We start from the raw sequence: 14,706 nt of genomic DNA on the forward strand, positions 1-14,706 counted from the left end.
CGAAATCCTATGCCGAAAGAGCGCCGCCAAGGGCGCGCTTTTCATAATGCTTCTTAAGGGAGGAGAGCAGTGACGACTCAGGAATTTCAAGCTCTGAGCCCGGATACCCTGGCCGAAAGGCTGGGACCGATTGACGCTATCCGCGACCGCCTGGGCGATCCGAAGGATTGGACCATGCGCGAGGTTGGCGATGGTAATCTCAACCTTGTCTACATCATCGACGGCCCCGAGGGCAGTGTCATCGTGAAGCAGGCGCTGCCTTATGTGCGCCTTGTCGGCGAAAGCTGGCCGCTGCCGTTGCGCCGGGCGTTCTTCGAATACAACGCCCTGAAGCGTCAGGACGAACGCGATCCCGGTGCGGTGCCCGAGATCTATTACTTCGACGAGGACCAGGCGATCATCGCCATGGAATTCCTCAGCCCGCACGTGATCCTGCGCAAGAGCCTGATGGAGGGCAAGCGCCACGACGGCCTGGCCGACGTGCTAGGCCGGTTCTGCGCACGCACGCTGTTCCGCGGGTCGGACCTGTCGATGCCCACCGCTCAGCGCAAGGCCGATCTGGCGCTGTTCGCGGGCAATGCCGAACTCTGCGACATCACCGAAAACCTCGTCTTCTCGGATCCCTATTTCGAGGCCGAGATGAACCGCCACACGCCCCAGCTCGAACCGATCGTGGCCGCCCTGCGCGCCGACAGCGATCTGAAGATCGCCGCGCAGCACCTCAAGATGGCCTTCGCCAACAATGCCGAAACCATGCTGCATGGCGATCTGCACACCGGTTCGGTCATGGTGACCGATACCGAAACCCGGGTGATCGACCCGGAATTCGCGACTTACGGCCCGATGGGATTCGACATCGGCATGCTGATCGCGAATTTCCTGATGGCCTATTACGCCCAGCCCGGCCATGCCGAGGCGGAGGGCGCACGCGCCAATTACCAGAACTGGATCCTGTCGGTGGTCGAGGAGATCTGGGGCACCTTCACCGCCGAATTCACCCATCTGTGGCGCACCGAACGCACCGGCATCCTCTACCAGGCCAGCCTGTTCGAGGATCAGGGCGATGCGCTGGCCTCGGAACAGGCGCGGATCGAACGCCTTGCCGCGATCTGGCGCGACTGTCTTGGCTTCTGCGGGATCGAGATGCACCGCCGCACGCTTGGGCTCGCCCATATCGCGGAATACGACGAAATCGCCGACGACGCGGCCCGCGCCGCCTGCGAGGCGCGCGGCCTGATGCTGGGCCGAGCGCTTGCCGTCGGGCGCGTAAACTTCACCGCAATGACCGAGGTCACCGACCTCGCCCGCCGGATCAATCAAGAGGATTACCTATGAAAATCGACGGAAAGCATTTCCGCTCCATCTGGCGCGAACCCTCGGGCGAAGTGCGCATCATCGACCAGCGCTGGCTGCCGCACGAGCTGCGCATCGTACCGCTGAACACGCGAAAGGATTTTGCCGATGCGATCCGCGACATGTGGGTGCGTGGCGCGCCTTTGATCGGCGCGACGGCGGCCTATGGCGTGGCGGTACAGATGGCGGCGGACCCGTCGGATACCTCGCTCGATGAAACCTACGAGGTCCTCCACGAAACCCGGCCCACCGCGATCAACCTTAAATGGGCGCTGGACGAGATGAACAAGGTGCTGAAACCGCTCGCTCCGCAGCTACGCGCCGAAGCCGCCTTTGCCCGCGCCGCCGAAATCTGCGACGAAGACGTGGAAACCAACCGCCAGATCGGCCTGCACGGCCTGGAAATCATCCGCGAAATCGCGGCCAAGAAGGGCGGCGGCCGTGTCAACGTTCTGACCCATTGCAACGCCGGCTGGCCGGCGACCGTCGACTGGGGCACCGCCACCTCGCCGGTCTATCACGCGGTCGAGGACGGCATCGACATCCATGTCTTCGTCGACGAAACCCGCCCCCGTAACCAGGGTGCGCAGCTGACCAGCTGGGAATTGATCAGCCATGGCGTCAGCCACGACCTGATCGTGGACAATGCCGGCGGCCACCTGATGCAACACGGCGAGATTGACTTGGTAATCGTCGGCACCGACCGCACCACCGCGCGCGGCGACGTGTGCAACAAAATCGGCACCTACCTGAAGGCGCTGGCGGCCAAGGCCAACGGCGTGCCCTTCTACGTCGCCCTGCCCTCGCCCACCATCGACTGGACCGTGGTGGACGGCGTGAAGGAGATTCCGATCGAGGAACGCACCGGCGAAGAGGTGACCCATGTGCAGGGCCGCGACCCCGAGGGCAAAATCATCTCGGTGCAGATTTCGCCCGACGGCACACCCGCGCGCAACCCCGCCTTCGACGTCACCCCGGCCGAACTGGTGACCGGGCTGATCACCGAACGCGGCGTGAGCCCGGCAACGGCCGAAGGGCTGGCGGCAATGTTCCCCGAATTTGCCGTTCAATGAGCCGTCACCGATAAAAAGCGAAAGACCCGGCCTAGCGCCGGGTCTTTTTTTTGGGGGTGCGATGTGAAAGAAACGAATGCGCGCGATCAGGAGCCCGCAATAGCACTTGGCCCCATCGGCAGGCGCTATCGCGGTATACCCCTCAGCCCTTTTCCAACAGCTCCTGCGCCACGCCGAGGCTGGTCACCATATGGGAGACGTAACCGCCCCGGATCGCGGCCAGCGTCGCCTCGACCTTGTCGGTTCCCGGCGTGACGAGGATGCCCTGATCGAGCCCGACCAATTTCTCCAGCGGTATGCCAATCATGCGTTCATCCAGCGGCCCGGGAATGCCACGCCCCTCGGCGTCGATGAAGCGGCCGCACAGGACCGCCGTCGCCCCCTGCCCGATATACCATTCCAAATCCTCAACGGTCGCCACTCCGCTGCCCACCACATGGCTGTCGGGCAGGCAGGTTCCGACGGAGAACAGGAACTTGTTGCAGGTTTCCAGCCGCTCGAGCTGATCGTGGATGATCGGTTCGGCGCGCAGGGCGGCAGCAAGACCGGCATTGGTCAGAACCGCCGGCGCATGCAGGTTGAAGCAGCGTGCCCCCAGCCGCTGGGCCAGCCGGGTCGAACAGGCCTCGGCAGTGAAACCATAGGGCGTCGCCATCGAGCCCACCAGTTGCAACACCGTCAGATCGTCGATGCGGGTCTCCTCGGAAATTTCGGCCAGTTCATAAATCGTCCGGCCCCAGGCGACGCCTAGGCGATCCCCGGCCTCCAGAAGTTCGGGCAGCCATTCCGCGGCACCGCGCACGACGCGATAGAAGGCGGTTTCAACGTCCGCGCCTTCGTCCGGAACCACATAGGCCGAAGTGAGGCCGAATTTTTCGCACAGCTCGACCGCCGCGCGATGAGTGGTGAAGGCGCTCGAAGCCAGCGTAATTCTGATGAAGCCGCGTTCACGCGCCTCCTGCAGGTAATTCACCACCGTCGCCCGCGAAATCCCCAGCCGGTCGGCGATCTCCTTCTGGTTCAACCCTTCATGATAATACATCCAGGCCACTTCTATGACGACGTTTTCACCGCTGATCCGCCCTGTCGTTCTGCGTTTCGTTCCCACCATTCCATCGCCTCATTTTATCTATGACAAACTATTCTGACTTTTGTATAACGCACCTGAACAATCAAGGCCTGGCTGCTAACCGGCCACCCTAAGTCCTATCAGGAGTTTTGAAATGATCACGAACAGATGGCAAGACAGCGAAGCCGCAGCGATGCAGGATCGGGCCGGAAATGACCCCGGCGCACGCGAATTGGCCCTGCGCGTCTATACTTCTCGGCTGATCGGATCGGACCCCGACCTGGTGATGCATGGCGGCGGCAACACCTCGGCCAAGCTGACCGCGCGCGACATCTATGGCGACGAAATCGACGTGATCCACATCAAGGGGTCGGGCTGGGACCTGGAAACGATCGAAGCCGCGGGCCTGCCGGCGGTGCGCATGGCGCCGCTGATGCGGCTGCGCGAGCTGGACAAGCTTTCGGACGAGGACATGGTGAACGTGCAGCGGTCGAACCTGCTGGATTCGACCGCGCCCAACCCGTCGGTGGAAACGCTGCTGCACGCCTACTTGCCGCATAAATACGTCGATCATACCCATGCCTCCGCCTTCCTCTCATTGGCCAACCTCCCCGAGGTCGAAGCCGCCACGCGCGAGATTTTCGGCAACAAGCTGGCGCTTGTGCCCTACGTGATGCCGGGCTTCGCGCTGGCCAAGCTGGCCGCCGAAACCTACGAGGCGCATCCCCAGGCCGAGGGCCTGCTGCTGGTCAACCACGGGCATTTCGCTTGGGGGCCGGACGCCAAGTCATCCTATGACAAGATCATCGAACACACCAACATGGTCGAATCCTGGCTGGCCGACCGCCGCCCCCAACCGCTGCGCCCCTCCGCGGCGCTGCCCGCCGCGGGACGTGCCGAAACGCTGGTCGCGCTGCGAGGCGCGATCGGCGCGCATCTGGCCAAGGACCAGCCGATGCCGGTTTTCGATACCCGCGACGGTGCCGAGGTGATGAGCTTCCTCGAACGCGATGACATTGCCGCGCTGGCCACCCGTGGTGTCGCGACCCCCGACCACGTGATCCGCACCAAGGGCCACCCGCTCGTGCTGACGCAACAGGACGTGGCTGGCGGGCCCGAGGCGATCGCCAAGGCGGTCGACGGCTTCGTGACCGACTACACCGCCTATTTCGACCGTCAGGCGCCCCGCTTCGGCGGCGCCAAGACGATGCTGTCACCGACGCCGAACCTGGCTTGGGTGGCCGGACTGGGGCTGGTCGGCATCGGCGCCGACGCCAAGGCCGCGCGCATCGCCGCCGATATAGGCGAACAAAGCCAGCGCGTGATGCGCGACGGCGAGGCCTGCGGCGGTTTCCACCCGATCGGCGAATCCGACCTGTTCGACATGGAATACTGGTCGCTGGAACAGGCCAAGCTGGGCAAGGGCAAGCGGCCCGCGATGCAGGGCCGCGTCGTCATGGTGACCGGCGGCGCCGGTGCCATCGGGCTGGCGACAGCGCAGGCCTTCGCCGCACAGGGCGCCACCCTCTTCCTGGTCGACCGGGACGATTCAGCGCTGGACAAGGCCATCGCCATCCTGGGCGGCGATCACGGCGGCTGTACCGTGGACATCACCCGGCCCGGCACCCCGGCCGAGGCAGTCGAGGCCTGCGTCAGCCGTTTCGGCGGGCTGGACATCCTGGTGTCGAACGCCGGTGCGGCGATGACCGGCGACATCGCCACCCTGCCCGATGAGACCCTGCGCGCCAGCTTCGAGCTGAACTTCTTCTCGCATCAGGCCTTCGCCCAGGCCGCCGTCGCCGTGTTCCGGGCGCAGGGGCGCGGCGGGCAGATCCTGTTCAACGTCTCGAAACAGGCGGTCAACCCGGGCAAAGGCTTCGCTGCCTACGGCCTGCCCAAGGCCACGACCTTCTTCCTGCTGCGTCAGTTGGCGCTGGAACTTGGCGGCGAAGGCATCCGTGTGAACGGGATCAACGCCGACCGCATCCGATCCGGGCTACTGACCCCCGAAATGATCGCGGCGCGCGCAGCGGCCCGCAAGGTGGACGAGGCGACCTATCTGGGTGGCAACCTTCTGAAGCGCGAAGTCGAAGCGCGCCATGTCGCCGACGCCTTCGTCGCGCTGGCCAAATCCGAACGCACCACCGCCCATGTGATGACCGTGGACGGCGGCAATATCGAGGCGGCGCTGCGCTAAGGCAGCCTAGCCGGGCCAATCGCCCACGGCGCCATGAATGAACAAGGCAAAGGCCCCGGACAAGTGTCCGGGGCCTTTGTGTTTTCAGGCTATCCAGCTCGGGCGCCGGTCCTCTTCGCCACAGCGCGGCCGCCCCGGCGCGATCCAGGAACACAATGTCATTTCGCCATCGTACGCCGGACCGCCGCCTTCCAGGCCGCATATTTTTCTTCGCGGCGGCTTTCATCCATCGCGGGCAGGAACCGGCGCTCCAGCGCCCAACATTCGGCGAAACCTTCCATGCCGGGATAGACGCCCGCGCGCATCCCGGCGAGCCATGCCGCCCCCATCGCCGTGCTTTCCAGTACCTCGGGCCGGTCCACCGGTGCGCCAATGATGTCGGCCAGGAATTGCATCGTCCAGTCAGACGCCGACATGCCGCCGTCGACCCTGAGCACGGCATCGCCCTGCCCCGACCAGTCGGCGCGCATCGCCTCAAGCAGGTCGCGGGTCTGGAACCCCACGCTTTCCAATGCCGCGCGGGCGAATTCGGCCGGGCCGGAATTGCGCGTCAGCCCATAGACCGCGCCGCGGCATTCGGCATCCCAATAGGGCGCGCCAAGCCCGGTGAAGGCGGGCACCAAAATCACCTCCTGCCCCGGATCGGCGGCTTCGGCCAAGGTTTGTGTTTCAGCGGTTTCCTTGATGATACCCAGCCCGTCGCGCAGCCATTGCACCACCGCGCCGGCAATGAAGATCGACCCCTCGAGCGCATAGGTCGGCTGCCCGTCGAGCTGATAGGCGATGGTGGTCAGCAGCCGGTTGCGGCTCGCCACCGGTTCGGCGCCGGTATTGAGCAGTGCGAAACAGCCGGTGCCATAGGTCGATTTCATCATCCCCGGCTTGAAACAGGCCTGCCCGATCGTCGCCGCCTGCTGATCGCCCGCCACGCCCAGGATGGGGATCGCCGCGCCCAGAAGCGCCGGATCGGTCGTGCCGAAATCGGCGGCGCAATCCCTAACCTCGGGGAGCATAGACATCGGGATGTCCAGAAGACTGCAGATCGTGGAGGACCAGCGCCCCTTGCGGATGTCGTAAAGCAGGGTTCGCGCGGCATTGGTAGCATCGGTCGCATGCACCCTGCCCCCGGTGAGCTTCCAGATCAGGAAACTGTCCACGGTCCCGAACAGAAGCTTGCCCGCCTCGGCCCGGGCGCGGGCGCCCTCCACATTGTCGAGTATCCATTTCAGCTTGGTGCCCGAAAAATACGGGTCCAGCAGCAGGCCGGTGCGCCCGGTCACCATCTCTTCGTGCCCCGCCTCGCGCAGGGCGCGGCACATATCGGCGGTGCGCCGGTCCTGCCAGACGATAGCGTTGTGGATCGGCTCACCGGTGTCCCGGTCCCAGACCAGCGTGGTTTCGCGCTGGTTGGTGATGCCGATCCCGGCAATGTCACCGGCACCGATCCCCGCCTTGGCCATCGCGTCGCGGCAGGTGGTCAGAACCGTCTGCCACAGGTCTTCGGGGGCGTGTTCCACCCAGCCCGAGCGGGGGAAGTGCTGCTCAAAAGCCTGCTGCGCGACAGCCGCAACCTTCATCCCGGCGTCGAACAGGATCGCGCGGCTTGATGTGGTACCCTGATCGATGGCCAGGATATGCGTCATCTCTCGCTCCTCCCCTTCCCTTGATGGCTGCAGGGTACTGAACCGCGTTTCACGCGGCTTGGTAAAACGGCGGCCGGGCTGCGGGTCCCTCCAGCCCACCGTCCCGCGCGGCGCTATTCCGCCGCTGCTTGCTCGTTGCTCCGGACTTTCTGCATCCAGTCGTCCAGCGCCGCGATCTCCTCGGCGCTCATCCGCAGGCCAAGCTTCGAGCGGCGCCAGACCACGTCCTCGGCGTGGCGAGCATATTCCCGATCCATCAGCCAGCCGACTTCGCGTTCGGTCAGGGTCGCGCCGAAGCCGCGCCCGAGATCGTCAACGCTACCTGCATCGCCCAGCACCTCGCACGCCTCGGAACCATAGGCCCGGACCAGCCGCCGCGCCCAGAAATTGTTGAGGAAGGGATAGGCCGCCAGCAATTCCGCGACCAGACGATCCACGGCATTCACCGGGAAATCCCCGCCGGGCAGGGCTGCGCCTTCGGTCCAGCGCCCGCCGATACCGGGGAAGAACGGGACGATCTTCTCCAGCGCGGCTTCGGCAAGCCGGCGATAGGTGGTGATCTTGCCGCCGAACACGTTCAGAATCGGGGCGCCGGTGCTTTCGTCGAGCTTCAGAACGTAATCGCGCGTCGCCGCCGTGGCCGAACTGGCCCCGTCATCGTAAAGCGGGCGCACGCCGGAATAGGTCCAGACCACGTCGTCGCGCGACAGCGGCGCCTTGAAATACTCGGAGGCGAAGGAGATCAGGTAATCCTGTTCGGCCTCGGTACAGACCGGCGATCGGTCAGGATCGTCGTGATCCGCATCCGTGGTGCCGATCAGGGTGAAATCGGTTTCATAGGGGATGGCGAAGATGATCCGGCCATCGGTCCCCTGGAAGAAATAGCATTTGTCATGATCGAACAGGCGGCGCGTCACGATATGGCTGCCACGCACCAGCCGGACACCGGCACCGTTATCCAGATGCACGGTATCGCGGATGACGTTGCCCACCCAAGGTCCCGCCGCGTTGACCAGAATCTTCGCCCGGACGGTCCGTGTGTGCCCCGTGGCGGCGTCTTCGATCAACACCGTCCACATCCCGTCTTCGACCACGGCCGACACGACTCTGGACCGCGTCATGATACGCGCGCCATGCGCTTCGGCATCGCGGGCATTCAGAACGACAAGCCGGGAATCCTCCACCCAGCAGTCGGAATATTCATAGGCCTTGCGAAACTTGTCCTTCAGCGCCGCCCCGGCAGGATTCCGCATCAGATCGACCGTCCGCGTGCCGGGCAGGATCTTGCGCCCGCCTAAATGGTCATACAGAAAAAGCCCTAGCCGGATCAGCCATGCAGGGCGGCGGCCTTTCATCCAGGGCATAAAAATCCCAAGAAGGCGCGATGTCGGCGTATACGCCTCGAACCGCATGTCGCGGTGATAGGGCAGGACAAAGCGCATCGGCCAGCTGATATGCGGCATCGCCCGAAGCAGAACCTCGCGTTCCTTCAGCGCCTCGCGCACCAGTCGAAATTCGAAATATTCCAGATAGCGCAGCCCGCCGTGAAACAGCTTGGTCGAGGACGACGAGGTGGCCTGTGCCAGATCGCCCATTTCGGCCAGCGTAACGGAAAGCCCCCGCCCCGCCGCATCCCGCGCGATGCCGCAGCCATTGATGCCGCCGCCAATAACGAACAGATCGACGATGTGATCGCCAGAATTGCCCTTCTCCATCCCGCTGTCCTTTCCTCGCACTCATCAAAGGGGCCGATCAGCCAGCCACCGAAATCGTGACACCCGCGCCCACCAGCGCCTGCTTGAGGGTCTTTTCCGGCGCGCGGTCCGCGATGACGGTCCGGAACGCAGCGGGGCGCTCGATGATGTCCAGGCAGTCTTGGCCGAACTTGTTGCCATCAATGAGAAGATGCGTCTGCGGGCTCTGCCGCATCATCGCGCGCTTGACCGCCGCAAACCCCGGAACGGCTTCGGAAACGCCCCTTTCGCTGATCCCCGATGCACCGATGAAGGTTTGGTCCGCGTTATGCCGCCCGATGAATTCGATCGCATCGGTTCCCGTGACGGCGGATTCTGCGGGCAGGTAATCGCCCGGGCACATGATCACCCGCGTCGCACTGCTCTGCCCCAGAGCCATCGCCACCTGCAAACTGTTCGTGATCGCGGTGACGGGCGTGCCGTTGAAGGCCAGGAACCGGGCCAGTTGCAAGGTCGTGGCCCCGGCATCGATGAAGATCACCTCGCCCGGCCGAACCATGGCCGCGGCATGGCGGCCGATCCTCGATCGTTCCTCGACCCGGTCGCGGCTGCGTTCGTCGAAATTCTGCATCGCCCCCACCGGGGCCGCCGAGGCGCCGCCATGGGCGCGACTAAGCAAACCCTCGCGCGACATGTCTTCTACGTCGCGGCGAATGGTTTCCGTGGTAACGCCGAACTGCTCGGCGAGTTCTGAAATGCGCACATGCGGCGCGAGTCTCAGCTCCAGAAGAATCTGCTCGCGCCGTTCGGATTTGCGCAAGCGCCGCGGTGTCGCCGGGGATGTTGTGTTTTGGTCCTGCATATCGCCCTCTCAAGAGGTTTATCGCGTGGTTTTCCGACAGGTTCCAGAAAAAAATGTTGCATATTCGGAAAAAAGCTGCTGCCTTTATTTGTCATTACGCAAAAAAAATCCACTTTTTGCTGCGATCAGCCAAATTCAGGGAGAAAACCATGTCAACCAAACTCACCTACCTTGCTGCCGGAATATGCACTGCCGTTCTGTTCGGAGCAGGCAGCGCAGCCGCGCAGGACTGCCCCAACCGGGGGGCGCTCGATACCCTATTTTGCGATTCTGACGGCGATCTCGTTGCCGACGCGCCGTCGAATCCCGATGAGCTGCAGAACCCGGGCACGCTCGTCTTTGCCTATACGCCGGTCGAGGATCCGGCCATCTATGCCGATATCTGGGAACCGTTTATCGAACATCTCGAAAAAGTGACCGGCAAGAATGTCCAGTTCTTCGCGGTGCAGTCGAACTCTGCCGAGGTCGAGGCGATGCGCTCGGGCCGGCTGCATATCGCCGGTTTCTCCACCGGGCCGACGCCCTTTGCCGTCAATCTTGCCGGAGCCGTGCCGTTCGCCATCATGGGGTCGGACAAAGGCGAGTTCGGCTACAAGCTCCAGGTCTATACCCGCAAGGATTCCGGCCTGAACACGATGAAGGACCTGGCGGGCAAGCGGATCGCCCACACCTCGCCGACCTCCAACTCGGGAAACCTTGCCCCCCGTGCGCTTTTCCCCAATCTGGGCGTGGTGCCGGATGAGGATTACGAGGTGACCTATTCGGGGTCGCACGACCAGTCCATGCTGGGCGTGGTTGCCGGCGACTACGACGCCGCGCCGGTGGCATCCGAAGTGGTGGACCGGATGGCGGAACGCGGCCTCTATGACCCGGAGGAGGTGAAGATCATTTGGGAGTCTGCCGCCTTCCCGACGACGTCCTACACCCTCGCGCACAACCTCGCCCCGGAACTGGCGGATAAAATCCGCGAAGCCTTCTTCACCTATGACTTTGCGGGCACCGCCCTGGGCGAAGAATTTTCCGGCGTGAGCAAGTTCGTCCCGATCACCTACAAGAAAGACTGGGGCGTGATCCGCGAAATCCAGGCCGCAAACGGCGTGTCCTACACCGCAGAAGGCCTTGCCGCCGAATAAACCTTCCATTTTTCGGCAACGACCCGGGGGGCGCTCCCCGTCCCCCCGGGTCAAGATTGTTGGAGACAAAAATGCTTAAGATCACCAGCCTGGTTAAACGCTATGGCAGCGGCGACCCCGTGCTCAAGAACCTCGATCTCGAGATCGCGGAGGAAACCGTCGTTTCCATCATCGGTTCGTCCGGCGCGGGCAAAAGCACCCTGCTGCGCTGCATAAACCGCCTCGTGGAACCGACGTCAGGCAGCATCGTCCTGAACGGCACCGAACTGACGACCCTCAACCGCGCCGGGCTGCGCGGCGCCCGGCGCAAGATCGGGATGGTTTTCCAGGGTTTCAACCTCGTAGACCGGCTGACCGTGATGGAAAATGTCCAATCCGGCCGGCTGGGCGTTCTGCCCACTTGGCGCGCGGTGATGCGTAAATACCCCAAGGAGGACATCCGGCGCGCCTATGAACTGATGGAGCGCGTGGGCATTGCGCGATATGCCAACAAGCGCGCAGACGAACTTTCGGGCGGTGAACGCCAGCGCGTCGGTGTGGTGCGTGCCCTGATGCAGGAGCCGGAAATCCTTCTCGCGGATGAACCTACCGCCTCTCTCGACCCGAAGACCTCGGAACAGATCATGCAGTTGCTGCGCGACCTCGCGCGCGAATTCTCGCTGCCTGTTCTGATCAACATCCACAACACGACCGAGGCGAAGGAATATACCGACCGCATCGTCGGCATGCGCTACGGGCGGATCATTTTCGATGCCGCGCCCGAGGCGCTGGACCGTGAAGCGATGGACCGTATCTATTCGGGCACCCCGGCGGCCGAACGCGGCGAATATACCCCCGATCCCTCATTCGCGGTGGCCGCGTCATGACCGACCAGACCCGTGATACCTGGCGCAAACCGCCCTTCATCGCCAATCCCGTTCTGCGCTACGCCGTCATTCTGGGAATCGCCGCCTATGTGGTCATAACCGCGGCCACCCTGCCGCTGGACTGGGACCGCGCGAGCCAGGGGCTGACCCGTGCGGCGCGCATTTTCAGCGGTGCCTTCCCGCCCAGCTTCGAGCGCAGTTCGCTGTTGATCGACGGTTTCCTCGAAAGCCTCAAGATCGCCATTCTGGCGACCTTCGGCGGCGTGATCCTGTCGATCCCGATCGCCTTCATGGCCGCGCGCAATATCGCGCCCCGGCCCATCTACTATCTCGGCCGCGGCATCATCATCGTCGCGCGCAGCTTTCACCCGGTTATCGTCGCCATCATCTTCGTGAAGGCCGTGGGCTTCGGCCCCTTTGCCGGTGTGCTGACACTGATCGTCTATTCCATCGGTTTCGTCGCCAAGATGCTGGCCGAACGGATCGAGGAAATAGATTTCGGCCAGGTCGAAGCCATGCGCGCGGCCGGTGCGCCTTTCCTTTCAACCCTGGTCTATGCTGTCTTCCCACAAATTTTGCCGCGCCAGATCGGACTATCGATTTATCAGCTCGACAGCAATCTGCGGGCCTCTGCGGTGGTTGGCATCGTGGGCGCTGGCGGGATCGGCGCCACGCTCGCCAATGCCTTCGGGCGCTACGACTATGACTTCGCCCTCGCCATCACCATCGTGATCGTCGGCGTCATCCTGCTGAGCGAAGCCGTCAGCGGACAAATCAGGAAACGGATGAAGTGATGACAGAACAGATTTTCGACCATTGGGCACGTTTCACCCCCGCCCAAAGGGTGATGCGCTATTCCGTCTTCCTGCTCTGCATCGTGGTGATTTATTGGGCGCTGACCAGCATCGAAGTGATCTGGGAATGGGTATGGGGATCGCCGCAGCAGATTGCCGACCTGTTTGGCCGGATGATGCCTCCCGACCCGTCCAACCTCGGAAAAATCCTGGTCGTGCTGTGGGAAACGGTGAACATCGCCACCATCGCAACCGCGGTCGCGGTGGTGATATCCCTTCCCGTCGCCTATATGGCGGCGCAGAATACGACGCCCAATGTTGCAACGCTTTGGCTCGGCCGGTTCATCCTGGTGTCGAGCAGGTCGATCAACACCATCATCTGGGCTCTGCTGTTCGTTGCGATCTTCGGACCCGGCGTGATCGCTGGCGTCGTGGCGATCATGTTCCGCTCGATCGGTTTCGTCGGCAAGCTGCTGGGCGAGGCGATCGAGGAGATCGACAATCGCCCGGTTGAGGCGCTGGAAGCGACCGGCGCCTCGCGCTTCAAGGTCATCGTCTATGCCATCGTCCCGCAGGTCATGCCGACCTTCTGGGCGGTCAGCATCCTGCGTTGGGATATCAACCTGCGCGAATCCACCGTTCTTGGCCTGGTCGGCGCCGGGGGTATCGGTATCATCCTGCAAGGCGCGATAGACACGTTCAACTGGCCGGAAGTCGCGACCATCCTCCTGGTCATTATTGCATTGGTTATCTTGGGTGAAGTGGTATCGGCATGGTTGCGCAAGCGCATTTTGTGAAGGACATCCCCGCGCCGACGCCCGAATGGGCCTTTGCCGCCTATCAAAAAATTCGGAACCGTCTGCCCCAACCGCAACGGCAAGGCGCCACTAGGTCGATTTCGTCCCTGTCGGATATTGCCGAGGATTTCGACCTGATCCTGTTTGACGCATATGGCGTCCTCACGGTCGGAGAGCGGGCAATCCCGGGGGCGGCCGAGATGATCAGCGCGCTGCGCGCGCGCGGCAAGCAGGTGATGGTCGTCAGCAATTCGGCGGGCTATCCGAAATCCATCATGATGCAGCGCTATTCGCGGCTGGGCTTCGATTTCACCCCCGAAGAGGTCGTGTCGAGCCGGGAAGCCATGCTTGCCGCCCTACCCCGCCGCCCGGGCGAATGCTGGGGGGCGATGGCAGAGGCGTGCTTTGACACCAGCGATCTGCAATGCGACCGCCTGCAGCTACTTGCCGACGATCCCGAGGATTACGTGAAAGCCGACCGGTTCATGCTGATCGGTTCGGGCAGTTGGACCGCGCATCGCCAGGGCCTTCTGGTCAGCGCCCTGCGCGACCGGCCCCGCCCCGTGATCGTCGGCAATCCCGATCTTGTCGCCCCGCGCGAAGCCGGTTTCACGCTTGAACCAGGTTACTTTGCCCATCGGCTGGCCGAAATCGACGGGGTGGAGCCGGATTTTTTCGGCAAGCCATTCTCGAATATCTTCGAGCTCGCATTGTCGCGGATTGCAGCCCCGCCGCCGCCGGAACGGACGCTGATGGTGGGCGACACGTTGCACACCGACATTCTTGGCGGCAATCAGATGGGCTTGCGCACCGCTTTGATGACAGGGTTCGGGGCGCTGAAAGGGCTGGGTGTCAGTCAGGCCTGCGAGGACGCGGGGATCTTTCCTGATTACGTCCTGTAACGCGCTCCGAGAGGTTGCCACCGGTGCGACGGACAGGTTCACGGAAGCCCAAATCATCGGGATACTCAACGGTAGAGACCCTTCGTCCGTTTTGCAGCAAATGACCACTTACAGCCCGAAACAGACTTGAAGGTCGCCCGCGACGTGCCAACGTTGCCCCAGCAAGTATGGGCGGGGAGCGGACCTTCGCGTCAAATCGCACGCATGACCGGTGACGTTGCCCCCTGAATTCAGGCCATCGCGGTGTTAGGGTCAGGACTCATAGCCAATAGATGACGGTTGCAGCGAGCGCGATTGCGGAGAGGAAGACCTTCGGGCACCTG

12 protein-coding genes are annotated in these 14,706 nt (G+C 63.3%); 8 read left to right on the forward strand and 4 right to left on the reverse strand.

The window, feature by feature from the left end; translation table 11 throughout:
* The first annotated feature begins 69 nt into the window (after window positions 1–69).
* Together mtnK and mtnA are read left to right on the forward strand one after the other, a co-directional pair.
* A complete protein-coding gene (gene mtnK / locus IT775_RS18025; RefSeq protein WP_212702629.1) occupies window positions 70–1,335 on the forward strand; it encodes an S-methyl-5-thioribose kinase in 1,266 nt (421 codons plus the stop codon).
* Entirely contained in the window at window positions 1,332–2,426 is a 1,095-nt protein-coding gene (gene mtnA, locus IT775_RS18030; RefSeq protein ID WP_212702630.1) for an S-methyl-5-thioribose-1-phosphate isomerase, read from the forward strand. Before mtnK ends, mtnA begins: the two co-directional genes overlap by 4 nt.
* A 142-nt stretch (window positions 2,427–2,568) precedes the next feature.
* Here the strand turns inward: mtnA and IT775_RS18035 are convergent, their stop codons facing one another.
* Window positions 2,569–3,537, reverse strand: coding sequence for a sugar-binding transcriptional regulator (locus tag IT775_RS18035; RefSeq protein ID WP_212702631.1), 969 nt, complete (start codon window positions 3,535–3,537; stop codon window positions 2,569–2,571).
* 112 nt (window positions 3,538–3,649) lie between these two features.
* On the opposite strand from IT775_RS18035, the gene IT775_RS18040 reads away from it, so the two are divergent.
* Window positions 3,650–5,692, forward strand: coding sequence for a bifunctional aldolase/short-chain dehydrogenase (locus tag IT775_RS18040; protein WP_212702632.1), 2,043 nt, complete (start codon window positions 3,650–3,652; stop codon window positions 5,690–5,692).
* A 158-nt stretch (window positions 5,693–5,850) separates the two neighbouring features.
* Here IT775_RS18040 and glpK read toward each other — a convergent pair whose 3' ends face one another.
* The 3 genes from glpK to IT775_RS18055 all read right to left on the reverse strand — a co-directional run bounded on the left by glpK (window position 5,851) and on the right by IT775_RS18055 (window position 9,891).
* Complete coding sequence (gene glpK / locus IT775_RS18045) at window positions 5,851–7,335, reverse strand: glycerol kinase GlpK (protein WP_212702633.1); 1,485 nt, start codon at window positions 7,333–7,335, stop codon at window positions 5,851–5,853.
* Between the two features lie 113 nt (window positions 7,336–7,448).
* Window positions 7,449–9,050 carry a glycerol-3-phosphate dehydrogenase gene (gene glpD, locus IT775_RS18050; protein ID WP_212702634.1) on the reverse strand — a complete coding sequence of 534 codons (1,602 nt, stop codon included), beginning with the start codon at window positions 9,048–9,050 and terminating at the stop codon, window positions 7,449–7,451.
* Between the two features lie 37 nt (window positions 9,051–9,087).
* The gene (locus tag IT775_RS18055) at window positions 9,088–9,891 is read right to left on the reverse strand and encodes a DeoR/GlpR family DNA-binding transcription regulator (RefSeq protein ID WP_212702635.1); all 804 of its coding nucleotides are present in this window, start codon (window positions 9,889–9,891) and stop codon (window positions 9,088–9,090) included.
* 149 nt (window positions 9,892–10,040) lie between these two features.
* On the opposite strand from IT775_RS18055, the gene phnD reads away from it, so the two are divergent.
* The 5 genes from phnD to IT775_RS18080 all read left to right on the forward strand — a co-directional run bounded on the left by phnD (window position 10,041) and on the right by IT775_RS18080 (window position 14,383).
* The gene (gene phnD / locus IT775_RS18060) at window positions 10,041–11,024 is read left to right on the forward strand and encodes a phosphate/phosphite/phosphonate ABC transporter substrate-binding protein (protein ID WP_212702636.1); all 984 of its coding nucleotides are present in this window, start codon (window positions 10,041–10,043) and stop codon (window positions 11,022–11,024) included.
* A 71-nt stretch (window positions 11,025–11,095) separates the two neighbouring features.
* On the forward strand, window positions 11,096–11,890 hold the full coding sequence (gene phnC / locus IT775_RS18065; protein ID WP_212702637.1) for a phosphonate ABC transporter ATP-binding protein: 795 nt from the start codon (window positions 11,096–11,098) through the stop codon (window positions 11,888–11,890).
* A complete protein-coding gene (gene phnE / locus IT775_RS18070) occupies window positions 11,887–12,684 on the forward strand; it encodes a phosphonate ABC transporter, permease protein PhnE (RefSeq protein WP_212702638.1) in 798 nt (265 codons plus the stop codon). Before phnC ends, phnE (IT775_RS18070) begins: the two co-directional genes overlap by 4 nt.
* The gene (gene phnE, locus IT775_RS18075; RefSeq protein ID WP_212702639.1) at window positions 12,684–13,481 is read left to right on the forward strand and encodes a phosphonate ABC transporter, permease protein PhnE; all 798 of its coding nucleotides are present in this window, start codon (window positions 12,684–12,686) and stop codon (window positions 13,479–13,481) included. Before phnE (IT775_RS18070) ends, phnE (IT775_RS18075) begins: the two co-directional genes overlap by 1 nt.
* Window positions 13,478–14,383, forward strand: coding sequence for an HAD-IIA family hydrolase (locus tag IT775_RS18080; RefSeq protein ID WP_343231164.1), 906 nt, complete (start codon window positions 13,478–13,480; stop codon window positions 14,381–14,383). Before phnE (IT775_RS18075) ends, IT775_RS18080 begins: the two co-directional genes overlap by 4 nt.
* The last annotated feature ends 323 nt before the right edge of the window (window positions 14,384–14,706 follow it).

The organism is Thalassovita aquimarina (assembly GCF_018219815.1).
Classification (GTDB): Bacteria; Pseudomonadota; Alphaproteobacteria; order Rhodobacterales; family Rhodobacteraceae; genus Thalassobius; species Thalassobius aquimarinus.

Coding starts and splice junctions, on each gene's coding strand:
- mtnA (WP_212702630.1), top strand. CDS start 1,332: ATGAAAATCGACGGAAAGCATTTCCGCTCCATCTGGCGCGAACCCTCG.
- IT775_RS18035 (WP_212702631.1), bottom strand. CDS start 3,537: ATGGTGGGAACGAAACGCAGAACGACAGGGCGGATCAGCGGTGAAAAC.
- IT775_RS18040 (WP_212702632.1), top strand. CDS start 3,650: ATGATCACGAACAGATGGCAAGACAGCGAAGCCGCAGCGATGCAGGAT.
- glpK (WP_212702633.1), bottom strand. CDS start 7,335: ATGACGCATATCCTGGCCATCGATCAGGGTACCACATCAAGCCGCGCG.
- glpD (WP_212702634.1), bottom strand. CDS start 9,050: ATGGAGAAGGGCAATTCTGGCGATCACATCGTCGATCTGTTCGTTATT.
- IT775_RS18055 (WP_212702635.1), bottom strand. CDS start 9,891: ATGCAGGACCAAAACACAACATCCCCGGCGACACCGCGGCGCTTGCGC.
- phnD (WP_212702636.1), top strand. CDS start 10,041: ATGTCAACCAAACTCACCTACCTTGCTGCCGGAATATGCACTGCCGTT.
- phnC (WP_212702637.1), top strand. CDS start 11,096: ATGCTTAAGATCACCAGCCTGGTTAAACGCTATGGCAGCGGCGACCCC.
- phnE (WP_212702638.1), top strand. CDS start 11,887: ATGACCGACCAGACCCGTGATACCTGGCGCAAACCGCCCTTCATCGCC.
- phnE (WP_212702639.1), top strand. CDS start 12,684: ATGACAGAACAGATTTTCGACCATTGGGCACGTTTCACCCCCGCCCAA.